Here is a 15,967-nt window from a genome sequence, read left to right as displayed (position 1 = left end):
TAGACACATTACGGATATAAAGATAGATAACTTCATGAATTAACAAGATTTTTTCTCTTTTATTCGTGAACATGATGCAAAATCTAACATTTTGCATCATAATGGTTAAGACGCTTGCGTCATTTTACAGGTTCGGCTCTTATCAGACAGATTTCTTGGGTCCCATATTCCTTGCTAGTCCGTCTGCAGGAGCCGAACCGCTTTTAACTGTCAAATAACGCCGTCACCGTCGAAGGTCGCGGCGTTATTCTCTACTATTTAGGCAAATAGCAGCGGTACTCACTCAAGATCATGGCTCTCTCATACCCACGTTCACCTGAGCAATGGATTTATCTCGAATACTCCAAATAACAGTAACAAGGCGGTGCTTACCCCACGAACATGGGGTAAGCACCGCCTCGGTAACCGCGTACTCGCTTATGTTGCCTCTTATTTATTTGACGGCGAATCGGTGGATGAAAGCCGCCATCGCAGCACGCTGAATAGGCTCGTTCGGACGGAAAGTGCCGTCAACCCAGCCAGTCGTGATGTGCTGGTCCTTAAACCAGGAAATCTCGCGGTAGAACGGATTATTGCGATCGACGTCCTTGAACTGAGGAGTCTGCGGTGCCTCATAGTTTGTCACCTTCGCATAACGGAAGAAGAAAGCCGCCATTGCTCCACGATCTACCGATATGCCGGGACGATAAGTTCCATCCTCATACCCAGTTGTAATGCCCTGCTGGGACATCCACACAATCTCTTTGTAGAAAGGATGCGACGAATCGACATCTTTAAAAGGTGAGATCTCAGGAAGTGCTACTTCGGGAGAACCCGCTAGACGGTAAAAATACGCCGCCATAGCCCCACGATCTACCGGCTGCTGGGGGCGATAGGTACCATCAGTCCACCCAAAAGAAAGCCTTTGATGCGCCAACCACTGAATATCGGCGTAAAAGGGAGAACCTTCAGGAACATCCGAGAAAACGGGGGTATCAGCCTTGGTTTGCGCGGGAACTGTGCTGGTGCCCCTAGGATATACAGCACCTGCTGTTGAAGTCGTGGCGACAACCTGCTGAGTCTGCACGGGATCGCACTGAGGAATATTTGGAACAGCAGTAAACGTCGGAGTAATCTTGACAAGGGAATTTACCGTGATCGGAGTATCTGCGCCGTTCTCACCCTTGGGTTCAGCACTTGCCGCCTCTTTAAATTTACCGGTGGTGGGATCCAGCGTGTACCCCGTCGTCACGTTATCAGCAAACTTGTCTCTGACAACCGCGTAGACTTCGCCTTCGGGGGTTACGAGAACGTCGTTAGCTCCGCCTTCTGCCCCCGTGCTCACCTCATGCGTGATGAAGCCGGTACGACCGTCAATAACGCCGATCTTTCCGGTGGCAAAATCGGTAGCATAAACCACGTCATGCTCTTCGTCGGCAGTAATCGCCAGCGTCTGTTTCCCGAAATTAATGCTCTTCTTGTACTCGCCCGTCTTCAAATCGTAAACCGTGATACCAGAGTTCCCCTTAGAAACTTTTGTCTCGCGGTCCATATCGCCCTGGGACGAAACATAGATTTCACCCAGAGACTTATCAATCGTTACATCGGAGGGACGCAGCTGCGCGTCTGCCACTTCTTTATGCAGCTCAATGGTCTGCTCAACAGCGAGAGTTTCGGTATTGATAGCTTTCAGCGTTCCCGAGTTCAGCGAAGGTACGTAGAGGCGACCACCTTCGGAATCCAGCTCCATATTCATGCCCGTATCAGCAGAGCCATCGGAACTAGTAAAGTTAATCTTCTGAATAACCTGGTGGCTCTTCAAGTCGAACACGGTAACGCCGCCAGAACCAGAAACAAATGCTTTCCCTGACTTCGCATCAACCTTAACCTCACGAGGACGCGATACAGACCCGTTTTCCGGATTCTGCGCATCGTAGCTGGTCCACAGTTCCTTCTTGGTGTACAGATCGTACACGGTTACCGAGTTGGTACGAGTCTGGGTTACCCAGATAGTACCGTGTGCATCATCAATCGCAATACCGTCAGGAGAAGCAAGTTGCTTACTTGTCGCTTCGGTCTGCCCGCTGGGTACGAAATCTACGGTTCCCGGCAGCATAACTTCATCGAGGGTTGGGATTTCGCCGTAGGTTGTCCACACTCCAATGCCGCCGGTGTAAACGGGCGGACGTCCATTTGAGAATGTTGTATAAAGGTTCCGGGTGTAGTTGGAATATGCCAGCTGATATTCGCCCGGAAGCCCCTGGTATCGATCAGCGGTGATCGCAATATTACGACAACCAGAACTGTTGTCGTGGGGAGCGGGCTGTTGCTCGTTAGCGAACGATGCAGGCATCGCGCTTAACGATGCCATCACAAGCGATACGGCTCCAGCAGATGCTAACGCTCTCTGCGTGGGTCGAGATATGCCGTGATTAGATGAAGGATTCATGTCTGTGTTCCTCAGTATGCAGTGTGTCGGGGGCATAACGCCCTAGAAGCTCACTAATCAGCGAAACCACGTCAAATATAGGTTTTACTTAGTAAGCGTACCTTCGATAGTAAGCAATACTAGAGCGGATTTTCAACCATATTCAAAAAGTAAAGTTTTCATAAAGTATTGGAACATATTTCGTTTCATCATCTGCACATCTTTCATATAAGAGACGTATAGAACATAGAGGTAGGGCCTCTCCCCCATGGAATTATGGGGGAAGAGGCCCTACCTCGTATAGTGCTCAAGCAGAGTCCTAGGCGCTTACTTAGCTTTCTCTAGGATCTCCACGACACGCCAACGCTTGGTAGCGGACAGCGGACGAGTCTCTGCCAACAGAACATAGTCACCAACGCCGCAGACATTTTGCTCGTCGTGTGCCTTGATCTTGGAGCTACGGCGCATAACCTTGCCGTATAGAGCGTGCTTCACGCGATCCTCGACCTCGACGACAACGGTCTTGTCCATCTTGTCGGAGACAACGTAGCCGCGGCGGGACTTACGGTAGCCGCGCTCTTCGTTCTTTACTTCACTCACTTGGACTCACCTTCGGTTGCGGGACGAATACCGAGCTCGCGCTCACGCAGCACGGTGTAGATACGTGCGATATCACGCTTGATGGTGCGGCGACGACCAGCGTTAGCCTGACCGGTGACTTCCTGGAAACGGATGTTGAAGAGTTCCTTCTTCGATTCGCTCAGCTTTGCAGCCAGCTCTTCGTTGGAGAGCTCTGCGAGCTTATCGATGCTCAGATCCTTGGATCCAACTGCCATCTCGCTTATTCACCACCTTCGCGACGCACAACACGTGCCTTCATCGGGAGTTTGTGGATTGCCAGGCGCAGCGCCTCGCGAGCCACCTCTTCGGATACACCGGCGATCTCAAACATGACTCGACCGGGCTTAACATTAGCGACCCACCACTCGGGTGAACCCTTACCGGAACCCATACGAGTTTCGGCAGGCTTCTTGGTCAACGGACGGTCCGGGTAAATGTTAATCCAGACCTTACCGCCACGCTTGATGTGACGGGTCATTGCAATACGTGCAGCCTCAATCTGACGGTTGGTCACATATGCGGGCGAAAGAGCCTGAATGCCCCATTCACCGAAGCTAACCTCGGTGCCGCCCTTTGCGAGACCATGACGCTTGGGGTGGTGCTGCTTACGGAACTTTACTCGACGGGGAATAAGCATTTATGCCTCACCGTTCTCTGCAGTCTTGGCTTCGGTGTTTGCCGAAGCATTCTCGTTGCGGCGTTCACGACGGGGACCACGGCCACCGGAGCGGCGGCGATCACCATCACGGCGGTTGCCGCGACGGTTGTTGGCTGCCTGCTGAGCTGCCAGTTCCTTGTCGGTCAAGTCGCCTTTGTAGATCCAGACCTTCACACCAATACGACCGAAGGTAGTCTTGGCTTCGAAGAAACCGTAATCGATGTTCGCGCGCAGGGTGTGCAGGGGCACACGACCTTCACGGTAGAACTCGGAACGGGACATTTCAGCGCCGCCTAAGCGACCGGAGCACTGGATACGAATACCCTTTGCGCCTGCACGCTGTGCGGACTGGATTGCCTTCTTCATAGCACGGCGGAATGCAACACGCGCTGCAAGCTGTTCTGCAATGCTCTGAGCAACCAGCTGAGCTGACAGATCGGGGTTAGAAACCTCAAGAATGTTCAGCTGAATCTGCTTGCCGGTCAGTTTCTCAAGCTCGCCACGGATGCGGTCTGCTTCAGCGCCACGGCGGCCGATGACGATACCGGGACGCGCGGTGTGGATATCCACACGCACACGGTCACGGGTACGCTCAATCTCAACCTTTGCAACGCCCGCACGATCCAGGTTCTTTGCCAAAAGCTCGCGGATCTTCACATCTTCGCGAACGAAGTCTGCGTAACGCTCGCCGGGCTTGTTGGAATCAGCGAACCACTTGGAGACGTGCTCGGTGGTAATGCCCAGTCGGAAACCGTTCGGGTGAATTTTCTGACCCATTTAGCGGTCCTCCTCCTTCTCCGGGGTAGCAACTACCACGGTGATGTGGCTGGTGCGCTTGTTGATACGGTATGCACGACCCTGCGCGCGGGGCTGAATGCGCTTCATGGTCGGACCTTCATTCACGAATGCTTCGCTGACGAACAGCTCTTCCTCGCGGAACGGCAGACCTTCCTGGGTCGCCTTCTGACGAGCGTTTGCTATTGCCGAAGCAACGATTTTATATACCGGTTCTGAAGCGCCCTGGGGTGCGAACTTCAGAATCGCCAGAGCCTCTTCCGCTTGCTTACCACGGATCAGGTTGACGACACGGCGGGCCTTCATAGGCGTAACGCGAACAAAACGCGCCGATGCCTTGGCTTCCATTGCCTATCTCTCTTTCGTCTTATGCCGAAAAGGAAACGTTAACTAATCGGATTATCCGATTAGCGACGCTTGCCCTTACGGTCGTCCTTCACATGGCTGCGGAAAGTGCGGGTGGGTGCAAACTCGCCGAGCTTGTGCCCAACCATCGACTCGGTAATGAATACCGGTACGTGCTTGCGTCCGTCGTACACTGCGATGGTGTGCCCGAGCATATCGGGAATAATCATCGAGCGACGGGACCAAGTCTTAATAACATTCTTGGTGCCCTTCTCGTTCTGAGCCGCTACCTTCAGGTAGAGGTGCTGATCAACGAAAGGGCCCTTCTTCAAACTACGAGGCATGTGTCAGGCTCCTTAGCGCTTCTTGCCAGTACGACGGCGACGAACGATGAGCTTGTCGCTTTCCTTATTGGGACGACGAGTACGACCCTCGGGCTTACCGTTGGGGTTAACCGGGTGACGACCACCGGAGGTCTTACCCTCACCACCACCATGCGGGTGGTCAACCGGGTTCATAACCACACCACGAACGGTCGGACGGATGCCCTTCCAACGGTTGCGGCCAGCCTTACCCCAGTTGATGTTGGACTGCTCTGCGTTGCCAACTTCGCCCACGGTTGCACGGCAGCGAACATCCACGTTACGGATTTCGCCGGAGGGCAGACGGAGCTGACCGTACTTGCCTTCCTTAGCAACCAGCTGAACCGAAGCACCAGCGGAACGTGCCAGCTTTGCGCCACCACCGGGACGGAGCTCAACACAGTGGAGCACGGTACCTACGGGGATGTTGCGCAGGGGCAGGTTGTTGCCGGGCTTGATGTCGGCTGCAGGGCCAGACTCGACGATGTCGCCCTGAGAGAGCCTGTTCGGAGCGATAATGTAGCGCTTAGAACCATCGAAGTAGTGCAGCAGTGCGATGCGTGCGGTACGGTTTGGATCGTACTCGATGTGCGCAACGCGTGCATTCACACCGTCTTTATCGTGACGGCGGAAGTCGATCAGACGGTACTGACGCTTGTGTCCGCCACCCTTATGACGAGTGGTGATACGACCGGTGTTGTTACGGCCGCCGGTCTTGTGAAGCGGACGAAGCAGGGACTTTTCCGGGGTGGAGCGGGTGATTTCAACGAAATCAGCAACGCTCGAACCGCGGCGACCCGGGGTCGTCGGCTTATACTTACGAATACCCATGTGAGATATTTCTTTCCTTCGTTAAAGTGGTCTCCGCGAGCCTTATGCCTGCGGACCGCCGAAGATGTCGATACGGCCTTCCTTGAGGGTCACGATGGCACGCTTGGTGTCCTTACGAGAGCCCCAACCGAAACGGGTGCGCTTCCGCTTGCCCTTACGGTTCATAGTATTGATGGAAGCAACCTTGACGTCCCAGATTGTTTCGATAGCCTGCTTGATTTCAAGCTTGTTTGAGTCCGGAGCGACCTCGAAAGTGTATTTGTCTTCGTCGATCTGTCCATAGCTCTTTTCAGAAACAACAGGAGCGATAATTACGTCGTACACGGACTTGGTGGAAACGCTCATTACTTAGCGCCCTCCTTCTTCTGATTAGCAGCTACGAACGCGTCGTATGCCGCCTTGGTGAAGACTACATCATCCGAAACCAGCACATCGTAGGTGTTGAGCTGATCTGCGTAGAGCACGTGAACTTTCTGCAGGTTGCGTGCGGACAGTGCCAGCACATCCTCTGCACGATCGATAACGAACAGAATGTTCTTGCGATCGGTAAGTTCTGCGAATGCAGCCTTAGCAGCCTTAGTCGAGGGAGTCTCACCAGAGATGAAGTTCTCCACCACGTGGATGCGGTCGTGACGAGCGCGGTCAGAGAGAGCGCCACGCAGTGCTGCAGCGATCATCTTCTTGGGGGTGCGCTGTGCGTAGTTACGCGGGGTCGGACCGTGCACCACGCCACCACCGGTCATATGCGGAGCGCGGATGGAGCCCTGACGTGCATTACCGGTACCCTTCTGCTTGAAGGGCTTACGGCCTGCACCGGAAACTTCACCACGGTTCTTGGTTTTGTGGGTACCCTGACGTGCGGCAGCAAGCTGTGCAACGACAACCTGGTGCAGCAGGGGTACGGATGCCTGCGCGTCGAAAATCTCTGCGGGCAGATCTACCTTAAGGGTTTTGACAGCCATGATGTACTAGGCTCCCTTCACAGCGGTACGAACCAGAACAACGCCGCCCTTAGGACCGGGGATTGCACCCTTGATCAGCAGGACATTGTTCTCTGCGTCCACACCCTGGATAGTCAGGTTCAAAGTGGTGTGACGAGCTGCGCCCATACGGCCAGCCATGCGCATACCCTTGAACACGCGTGCGGGATAGGATGCACCACCAATGGAACCGGGCTTACGGTGGTTCTTGTGCTGACCGTGCGATGCGCCAACACCCTTGAAGCCGTGACGCTTCATAACACCTGCGAAACCCTTACCCTTGGTCTTGCCAACGACGTCTACCTTCTGACCGGGCTCGAACATCTCAACGGTCAATTCCTGACCGAGGGAATACTCAGCAGCGTCTGCGGTGCGCAGTTCGACGAGGTGACGACGGGGAGTAACACCGGCCTTCTCGAAGTGACCAGCCAGAGGCTTGGTAACCTTGCGAGAATCGATGGAACCGAAACCGATCTGCACAGCGTGGTAGCCGTCAGTTTCCTGGTTACGGATCTGAGTAATAACGTTAGAATCGGCCTTGACGACGGTCACCGGCACAACTTTGCCGTCCTCGTCCCAGACCTGAGTCATGCCAAGTTTTGTACCCAGCAGACCCTTCACCTGGCGCTCGAATTTGTTAGTCATGAGATGCGATCCTCTACAGCTTGATCTCGATGTTCACGTCTGCCGGCAGGTCAAGACGCATGAGGGCATCAACAGCCTTAGGGGTCGGATCAACAACGTCGATCAGACGCTTGTGCGTACGCATCTCGAAGTGCTCGCGGCTGTCCTTGTACTTATGGGGAGAACGAATAACGCAGTATACGTTCTTCTCGGTCGGCAACGGCACGGGGCCAACTACAGTTGCGCCTGCACCCTTTACCGTTTCGACGATTTTCCGTGCCGAAGAATCAATGACCTCGTGATCATAGGACTTCAGACGGATGCGGATTTTCTGTCCCGCCATCTGTCGGACTCTCTTTCTTGATGTATTCCCTGTATCGGAGCTTGTGCCCCTTATCATGGCGCTTAAGGAACGCGATATATTCATCACGTGCGCCGCCCACCACGGACTGAATCCGGTAAAACCGGGTTCCTCACCCCGCATGGGCACCGACCCCCGAACTCGGGCGTGTCGCCTGCCGTAAGACAGACTCGTCCCTTCATTCCTCGGACCGGGTCATATGTGGGCTTATCTAGAACAGATAAACGCTTTTACAACGTCGTCCATTCTCTCAAAACTCATCACCCCACGCAAGCAGAATCAAAGGTTGTTGTTAAAAACACAACCATCTACGAAGATCTGCATTGTTGTTTCGCAGTCCTGCCTGACTCTCATGCTGAGGTTCATTAATTTATTTTTTCATATCGTTTGAGTGTCCAGAGAATCTATCAAGAGGAAATCTCGAAAACCAGAATTACTCCTTAAAAATGCGGTTATTTCGCATTCAGGATTCTCTCATTCTTTTTCCAGAAACCTCTATGCCGAATAAAGCATCAAATCAAAGAATCTATGCTCCGCATTCGTCTATGGTGAAAATAGGTAAATCATTAAAGGAGTAAATATCATGTCTACCCCCAACCACGAATTCCCCTCCGGTGCTCAGCCGCAGGGTTCAGGGCAGTCTCCTCAGACACCAGCCGGGTATTCATACCCTCAGGCACAGATGCCTTGGCAGGGCCAAAACCCACAAACAACGTGGTATTCTGATCCGTCACAGGCAACGATGCAGGCTCCCCAGCAGACCACCCGTTCTTTGACACGCCGCCGTGCCGAAGACCTTTTCCTTAATGTTCTGCTTTACTTGGGCTCATTGCTCCTCATCGGTTCTGCGGCGCTGTTCATCACTTCGATCACCTCGCAAGATAGGACCAGCGTTATTCTTCGTGTAGCTGGTCTAGGATTAGGTAGTTTACTTTTCTACAGCGCAGGTCTTATTACCTACAAAACCGTGGCACGTTTGCGCATCGCATCTTACTCATTCACCGCCACAGGTTTAGCACTTTTACCTCTTACCGGTATCGCAACCTATGTTCTGGGGTTTTGGAATGATGGAAGCCTTATCTGGCTGCTGGTCTCACTCGTTGGCACAGCTGCGATTATTCTGGCCTGCTCTTTTATGCGCAACAGGGTGATGGCTTATGTTCTTATTTCTTTCTTCGTCTCGGATGCGCTTGCCGCCACGAACGTGGCTGCTCTCCCCTTTGTGTGGTACTTCGTCGCGCTCACAGTACTCGCCATTATCCTGGGCCTGCTCATACGCCTGAATTCGCGCCTTGTACCTACTGGTTTGCGTGAGGGTCTTTTAGAATCCTCCCGTATTTTCGTTCCCGTCACAGCGATCGTGGTGCTCTTCTTTATACCGCAGATGAGTAGCTCTGATATGGGCATAGTCTTCTCCGTTATGTCGGCTCATGCTTTCGTCTTTACCGCTCTGGAACGCAAGCTTGACTACTACATTCAGGCTCGCCTCTACCCATTCATCGCCCTGATCAGTTTCGGCTGGGGCTTAGAGAGGCCTATTACCGTCACAATAGTCCTCATGGGCCTATATGCGCTGCACCTTCTCGCAGTCTTGGTAGGGTACCCCCTTATGCAGCGTGAAATGAAGGCGAATCTACCTAAGCATCCCATAATGCGCTGGGATGTTCGGATTGATACCTATATAAGCATTATTTTTGCTGCATTCGTCACTTTTATCGAAATTCCACATGCGCTTCTGACCAATATAGATTCTTTCCCAACTGGGCTAGAATTTATGCTGCTTGTACATCTAGACGGTGTTACCTTTCCGCGTGCATGGGTATTTGCTGTGCTTTGCGTGGGTATTATTGTTGCCTACCGCAAATATCTTCTTGCTCAGGAGTACGTATACCTGATCACTGGAATAAGCAGTGGGTTAAGCCTGATGTTGCTAGGCCAGCACGAATCCGCTTTCTATCTGTACTTCGTAACAGCGGGTATTCTCATGCTTACCGCCCGCAAGCTTCAGCTACCTCAGCTCCTTGTATCGAGTACAACAAAGATATTCCTCTTCCTAGGTACCATGCACCTGCTCTTTACGCTTCAGCTCGGATGGGGCGTACGAGGTATCCTCCTAGCAGGTGCTCTCACCATTACCGCTCTTGGATTGTTCGCCGCGCTCCGTTACGAGATGCTGCCCCAGAAACGTTCTCTGACAGCCTTCCGGGAAATTCTGGTGTACCTTGTCATGGCAGTTGTATTCTTTCTGCTGCGTTCGATCTTCACGTGGACTCCCCGCGAGGTTGTTGACCCACCCCTTGATACCTCGCTCTATGTTGTCGCTCTTCTCGCGGTTCTGGCTCTTGGCTTCTTGACGCTCCGAGCATCGAGTGCGTATAAAGATCAAAAGATTGTGCCTCTCATCTGCATCTATCTCACGTTATGCGGTTTAGGCATTGCAGCAACATCGATGAACTATCTCTTCCCCGCTGGGGATTGGTGGGCAGTCGGGGTTCTGGTTCTGACCAGCATCTATATGTTTGGAATGTCTTACATTATTCCTCAAGAAACCTCGGAACGTCATATTATGTTTATGACGTCTAGGTTCCCGATGCTGTGGTCAGTCATTGTGCTGTGGGCTTCCAATAGCATTGCCTCTAATCAGGTGTTCCTCACCGCCTCTGGACTGCTCCTTATTCAAGGTCTGCTGAGTGGAATTCTGTACATGACTCGCCGCCAGCCACGCGAACGAACTGTGTTTTACATTATCTTCTACACAGCGTGTCTGCCCGGCTTCATCGCTCCCTTCGCGTACTCAGACAACGCTCTGTTCACCGCCATCTTCTGTCCCCTTGCTGTTCTAGTGCTGTGGGGGCTCGGGGAGGCAGCGAACCTGGCTATGCTCCGAGTATGCGCCTCTATCGCGTTGCTTTTGACAGGTTATACCGTTACCAATCATATGCTGAACTTCAATCATGTGCGGTTCTCTGAATATGTTATCTACCAGGGTCTTGCCGCTGCCCTATGCAGTGCAGTCCTCTACGGTCTAACAACTCTGCTGAAGCGCGAGATCCCCGGCAAGTATGATTCGCTTCAGCCTCTTAACGTGCAGTTGGAGAACTCAGCGAAAGTTATTCAGCTTCCGCTCCACGGGCCCGCCCGATCCTCGAAAAACTATTTGGTTTCTCAGCGTAATGACAGCACCCGATTCTACGGCCCGCACAACACCTTTTTGATGGTTCCAGCAATCATAGCTATCGCCTTCTGGACTCTTGCTTCGATTGCTTCCGAAGATACAGTACAGAGCGCTCTGCTGTGGGGTCTTACAGCTTTGAGCTTTGCCTCCGTCAGCACTAAGCGTATGCTGCCAACAGCCATCGTTGCCGCACCGGTGGCATTTACTACACGAATCCTTCTGGATTTCTCGGTAACAGGGTTCTTCCAGAGCCTGCTGGAAGCTGCGATCCTCATTCTGCTTGCTGTTGTGGCATCTAAGATACTCCGGAACCTCATCGAGAAACGCCCCGCTCAGCAAGGTATCTCTGCGGCGTTGCTCTACACGGCTATAGGATTACAGGGGCTCCTCACCATCATGGCATGGGGCACTGGTTACCTTCAGCAAGGTGCGGTCATCATGCTCTTGGGCATTCTCCTGACTGCACTTGTCAGCGTTGTTCTTGACCGTATCTGGGTATTTGTCAGCGCGGCTCTCGTTACGGTAGATCTTGCGCTTCTGCTCAACGGGCTCAACCCGCTCACGCTTATGATTATCTCGGTACTTCTCATTGCTGGTGTTGTGTGGCGTTTGCTGGCTCGCGATCAGGGGCCTTCAGCGGATAAGCAGGCTACCGCTCTTCCGCAGAACCCGTATCAGGGCGCGCCTGCCGGATTCGTTCCTCCAAATGCTGCATCCGCACCTTACGGACAGGGGCCATGGGCAGGGCAGCAGCCTTACCAAGGCTATAACCAGCCCAATGGTCAGGCACAGTATCCTGGATACTCACAACAGCACAACAACCCGAACGGAAGTAGTCAAGCCTAGAATATTCCTGATGTTCTAGCTCCTACAAAAGAGCCTTGATGGTGAACAAAGCATTGGAAACTTCGCTTCATTCACTATCAAGGCTCTTTTTATGGAGAGGATAAGGGAGGCACGGGTAAGGTGAAGTAATGCAATCCCGGACTATTTACCCCGTTACCTTTTAGCGTGTTCTAGAAAAGCCTGCCCAAGCAAGACACGCTAAAAGAAGGTGCCCAATCCACCCCGACATGCCCTCCCCCAGCCGTGCTTATGGTTAGGGGAATTCCACCGGGGCTAGATACCAAACACAAACTATCGCTCACAGAAGCGCCCTCTCTCCAGGACTGCGGAGTGTTAAACGTAGAAGTCCCCCTGCATTCAATGATGCAGGGGGACTTCTAAAATCGCTAGCGTTGAAAGAGCAAGCTGTTCAACGCATCATCAGCGAATCGTCGTTACTACGGCAATTACTTGATGATCTTGGTAACGCGACCCGAACCAACGGTGCGGCCACCCTCACGGATAGCGAAGCCGAGGCCTTCTTCCATAGCGATGGGCTGGATCAGCTCAACAGTCATCTCGGTATTGTCACCGGGCATAACCATTTCGGTGCCCTCGGGGAGCTTAATAACACCGGTCACGTCAGTGGTACGGAAGTAGAACTGAGGACGGTAGTTCGAGTAGAAGGGGTTGTGACGACCGCCCTCATCCTTGGAGAGGATGTAGACGTTTGCCTCGAACTCGGTGTGAGGGGTGATGGAGCCCGGCTCCACAACAACCTGACCACGCTCAACGTCGTCACGCTTGAGACCACGCAGAAGCAGACCACAGTTCTCGCCTGCCCATGCTTCGTCGAGCTGCTTGTGGAACATCTCGATACCGGTCACGGTGGTCTTCTGGATGGGGCGGATACCAACGATCTCAACCTCAGAGTTGATCTTCAGGGTACCGCGCTCTGCACGACCGGTCACAACGGTGCCGCGACCGGTAATGGTGAAGACGTCCTCAATGGGCATAAGGAAGGGCTTGTCGGTCTCACGAACCGGATCCGGAATGTAGGTGTCAACTGCTTCCATGAGCTCCTCAACCTTAGCAACCCACTCGGGGTCACCTTCGAGAGCCTTCAGAGCGGACACGCGGATCACGGGAGCGTCATCACCGTCGAACTCCTGCGAGGAGAGGAGGTCACGAACCTCCATCTCGACGAGGTCGAGAAGCTCTTCGTCATCAACCATGTCAGCCTTGTTCAGTGCCACCAGCAGGGTGGGCACGCCAACCTGGCGAGCGAGCAGCACGTGCTCACGGGTCTGCGCCATGGGACCATCGGTAGCAGCAACCACGAGGATTGCGCCGTCCATCTGTGCAGCACCGGTAATCATGTTCTTGACGTAGTCAGCGTGACCGGGAGCGTCAACGTGTGCGTAGTGACGCTTCTCAGTCTGGTACTCAATGTGAGCGATGTTAATGGTAATACCGCGCTGGCGCTCCTCAGGAGCGCTGTCGATCATACCGAAGTCGCGCTGTTCGTTCAGGTCCGGGTACTTGTCAGCCAGAACCTTGGAGATAGCAGCGGTCAGGGTGGTCTTACCGTGGTCAACGTGACCAATGGTACCGACGTTAACGTGAGGCTTGGAGCGCTCGAACTTAGCCTTAGCCAAGAGTGTTCCTCCTAGAACGTATTGAAAACATGCACCCGGATCTTCGCTCCGGCGCAACCCGCAAAAAACGGTCTAGCGTCTAGAATAGCGGATTACGCGGCAGAGATGAAACTGTTCATGCCCTCAATGGTGGATTTTTATTTAAAAATTTTAGTGAGGGGTCACGGGCTTCTCAACCCGCAACCCTCAAGAAAGAGACGGGAAATTACTCGCCGCGGCTCTTCTGAATGATCTCGTCAGCGACGTTCTTGGGAACCTCGCCGTAGCTATCGAATGCCATCGAGAACACTGCACGACCCTGGGTCTTACCACGCAAGTCGCCAATGTAACCGAACATCTCGGTCAACGGTACGAGAGCCTTGACGATCTTGACACCGGATGCATCCTCCATGGAACGCACGTGACCACGACGAGAGTTTAGGTCGCCGATAACGTCGCCCATGTACTCCTCGGGGGTACGCACCTCAACGTCCATCAGTGGTTCCAGCAGAACAGGGTTAGCGCGCTTAGCACCTTCCTTGAAGACCATAGAACCAGCGATCTTGAACGCCATTTCAGAGGAGTCGACATCGTGGTAGGCACCGTCGATCAGGGTTGCTTTCACGCCGACCATCGGGTAACCGGCCAGAACACCAAACTTCATAGCGTCCTGAATACCGGCATCGACAGAAGGAATGTACTCGCGAGGCACGCGACCACCGGTCACCTTATCCTCAAACTCGTACAGTTCCTCGCCATCCAAAGGCAGCGGCTCGAAGGAAACCTGCACCTTCGCGAACTGACCGGAACCACCGGTCTGCTTCTTGTGGGTGTAGTCGACCTTCTCAACGGTCTTCTTAATGGTCTCGCGGTATGCAACCTGAGGCTTACCAACGTTAGCCTCAACCTTGAACTCACGCTTCATACGGTCAACGATGATGTCCAAGTGAAGCTCGCCCATACCACCGATTTCGGTCTGACCGGTCTCTTCATTCAGAGACACGGTGAAGGTGGGGTCCTCAGCGGAGAGCTTCTGAATTGCGGTCGACATCTTCTCCTGGTCGCCCTTGGTCTTAGGCTCAATCGCCACGAAGATCACGGGAGCGGGGAAGGTCATCGTCTCAAGCACGATCGGGTTTGCAGGATCGCACAGAGTATCACCGGTAGTCGTGTCCTTCAGACCGATCGCCGCATAAATGTGACCTGCGGTGATTTCGTCAACCGGGTTCTCCTTGTTGGACTGCATCTGGAAGAGCTTACCGAGACGTTCTTTCTTACCCTTAGTCGAGTTAAGAACCTGCTGACCCTGAGCCGCGTGACCGGAGTACACGCGGGTGTAGATGAGCTGACCGTAGAACGGGTGAGCTGCAACCTTGTAGGCTAGAGCCGCGAAAGGCTCATCCGAAGATGCCTTACGGGTAAGCTTCTCTTCCTCATTCGAGGGGCTAGAGCCCTCTACATCGGGAACATCCAGCGGGGAAGGCAGGTACTCGATCACAGCATCCAGCATGGGCTGAACGCCACGGTTCTTGAATGCGGAACCACAGAGCACGGGGAATGCCTCGCCGTTGATGGTCAGCTGACGGATACCAGCCTTGAGCTCATCAATCGTGAGCTCTTCACCTTCGAGGTACTTCTCCATGAGTTCCTCGCTGGACTCAGCAACAGCCTCGATCAGCTCTGCGCGGTACTCTTCGGCCTTAGCCTGCAGGTCAGCGGGGATCTCTCGAGTTTCGTACTCTGCGCCCATGGTCACGTCGCCCTTGGCGTCGCCGGGCCATACGTATGCCTTCATTTCGAGCAGGTCAACCACGCCGACGAAGTCGCTCTCAGCGCCGATAGGCAGCTGCATAACGAGCGGCTTTGCGCCCAGGCGATCGATAATAGTCTGAACGGTGAAGTAGAAGTCCGCACCCATTTTGTCCATCTTGTTAACGAAACAGATGCGGGGGACATCGTACTTATCAGCCTGACGCCACACGGTCTCAGACTGAGGCTCAACACCTTCCTTACCGTCAAACACCGCTACCGCGCCGTCAAGCACGCGCAGCGAACGCTCCACCTCAACGGTGAAGTCAACGTGACCGGGGGTGTCGATAATATTGATCTGGTTGTCTTTCCAGAAGCAGGTGATAGCTGCGGAGGTAATGGTAATACCGCGCTCCTGCTCCTGAGCCATCCAGTCCATAGTTGAAGCGCCATCGTGAGTCTCACCGATCTTGTGGTTAATACCGGTGTAGAACAGGATGCGCTCAGTAGTGGTGGTCTTACCGGCGTCAATGTGCGCCATAATACCGATGTTGCGGACCTTGTTCAGGTCAGTGTACACATCATGTGCCACGTTTT

15 protein-coding genes are annotated in these 15,967 nt (G+C 53.5%); 1 reads left to right on the top strand and 14 read right to left on the bottom strand.

Going from position 1 to position 15,967, the window contains the following annotated elements:
• Positions 1-433 precede the first annotated feature (433 nt).
• The 12 genes from HMPREF2625_RS05155 to rpsJ all read right to left on the bottom strand — a co-directional run bounded on the left by HMPREF2625_RS05155 (position 434) and on the right by rpsJ (position 7,966).
• A complete protein-coding gene (locus tag HMPREF2625_RS05155) occupies positions 434-2,428 on the bottom strand; it encodes an S-layer homology domain-containing protein (RefSeq protein ID WP_070522460.1) in 1,995 nt (664 codons plus the stop codon).
• A gap of 306 nt (positions 2,429-2,734) precedes the next feature.
• Complete coding sequence (rpsQ, locus tag HMPREF2625_RS05150; RefSeq protein ID WP_004005278.1) at positions 2,735-3,007, bottom strand: 30S ribosomal protein S17; 273 nt, start codon at positions 3,005-3,007, stop codon at positions 2,735-2,737.
• Positions 3,004-3,243 carry a 50S ribosomal protein L29 gene (rpmC, locus tag HMPREF2625_RS05145; protein WP_013397613.1) on the bottom strand — a complete coding sequence of 80 codons (240 nt, stop codon included), beginning with the start codon at positions 3,241-3,243 and terminating at the stop codon, positions 3,004-3,006. The genes rpsQ and rpmC overlap by 4 nt, the downstream gene beginning before the upstream one ends.
• A 5-nt stretch (positions 3,244-3,248) precedes the next feature.
• Positions 3,249-3,665, bottom strand: coding sequence for a 50S ribosomal protein L16 (rplP, locus tag HMPREF2625_RS05140; RefSeq protein WP_004005279.1), 417 nt, complete (start codon positions 3,663-3,665; stop codon positions 3,249-3,251).
• Positions 3,666-4,463: a 30S ribosomal protein S3 gene (rpsC, locus tag HMPREF2625_RS05135; RefSeq protein WP_004005280.1), complete on the bottom strand. Its 798-nt coding sequence runs from the start codon at positions 4,461-4,463 to the stop codon at positions 3,666-3,668.
• Positions 4,464-4,829 (bottom strand): 50S ribosomal protein L22, encoded by a 366-nt coding sequence (gene rplV / locus HMPREF2625_RS05130; RefSeq protein WP_013397614.1) that lies wholly within the window; start codon positions 4,827-4,829, stop codon positions 4,464-4,466. It abuts the gene before it with no gap.
• Between the two features lie 59 nt (positions 4,830-4,888).
• Complete coding sequence (gene rpsS, locus HMPREF2625_RS05125; protein WP_004005282.1) at positions 4,889-5,170, bottom strand: 30S ribosomal protein S19; 282 nt, start codon at positions 5,168-5,170, stop codon at positions 4,889-4,891.
• Between the two features lie 12 nt (positions 5,171-5,182).
• Positions 5,183-6,019, bottom strand: a complete 837-nt coding sequence (gene rplB, locus HMPREF2625_RS05120) for a 50S ribosomal protein L2 (RefSeq protein WP_070522457.1) — start codon at positions 6,017-6,019, stop codon at positions 5,183-5,185.
• Positions 6,020-6,061: 42 nt separating this feature from the next.
• Positions 6,062-6,364 carry a 50S ribosomal protein L23 gene (gene rplW, locus HMPREF2625_RS05115; RefSeq protein WP_004005284.1) on the bottom strand — a complete coding sequence of 101 codons (303 nt, stop codon included), beginning with the start codon at positions 6,362-6,364 and terminating at the stop codon, positions 6,062-6,064.
• Positions 6,364-6,981 (bottom strand): 50S ribosomal protein L4, encoded by a 618-nt coding sequence (gene rplD / locus HMPREF2625_RS05110; protein WP_070522454.1) that lies wholly within the window; start codon positions 6,979-6,981, stop codon positions 6,364-6,366. Before rplD ends, rplW begins: the two co-directional genes overlap by 1 nt.
• Positions 6,982-6,987: 6 nt before the next feature.
• Positions 6,988-7,644, bottom strand: coding sequence for a 50S ribosomal protein L3 (gene rplC / locus HMPREF2625_RS05105; RefSeq protein ID WP_004005286.1), 657 nt, complete (start codon positions 7,642-7,644; stop codon positions 6,988-6,990).
• A 13-nt stretch (positions 7,645-7,657) separates the two neighbouring features.
• Complete coding sequence (gene rpsJ / locus HMPREF2625_RS05100; RefSeq protein WP_004005287.1) at positions 7,658-7,966, bottom strand: 30S ribosomal protein S10; 309 nt, start codon at positions 7,964-7,966, stop codon at positions 7,658-7,660.
• Between the two features lie 601 nt (positions 7,967-8,567).
• Here rpsJ and HMPREF2625_RS05095 point away from each other — a divergent pair.
• The gene (locus HMPREF2625_RS05095) at positions 8,568-12,005 is read left to right on the top strand and encodes a hypothetical protein (protein ID WP_246826677.1); all 3,438 of its coding nucleotides are present in this window, start codon (positions 8,568-8,570) and stop codon (positions 12,003-12,005) included.
• A 446-nt stretch (positions 12,006-12,451) separates the two neighbouring features.
• Here the strand turns inward: HMPREF2625_RS05095 and tuf are convergent, their stop codons facing one another.
• Positions 12,452-13,642: an elongation factor Tu gene (gene tuf, locus HMPREF2625_RS05090; protein WP_004005289.1), complete on the bottom strand. Its 1,191-nt coding sequence runs from the start codon at positions 13,640-13,642 to the stop codon at positions 12,452-12,454.
• A 205-nt stretch (positions 13,643-13,847) separates the two neighbouring features.
• The gene (gene fusA, locus HMPREF2625_RS05085; protein WP_004005290.1) at positions 13,848-15,962 is read right to left on the bottom strand and encodes an elongation factor G; all 2,115 of its coding nucleotides are present in this window, start codon (positions 15,960-15,962) and stop codon (positions 13,848-13,850) included.
• Positions 15,963-15,967 lie beyond the last annotated feature (5 nt).

The organism is Rothia sp. HMSC064D08, from assembly GCF_001809525.1.
In the GTDB taxonomy this organism is placed as follows: domain Bacteria; phylum Actinomycetota; class Actinomycetes; order Actinomycetales; family Micrococcaceae; genus Rothia; species Rothia dentocariosa.
Note: the sequence above shows the minus strand (reverse complement) of the source record. Positions and strands in the feature narration are given on the sequence as shown.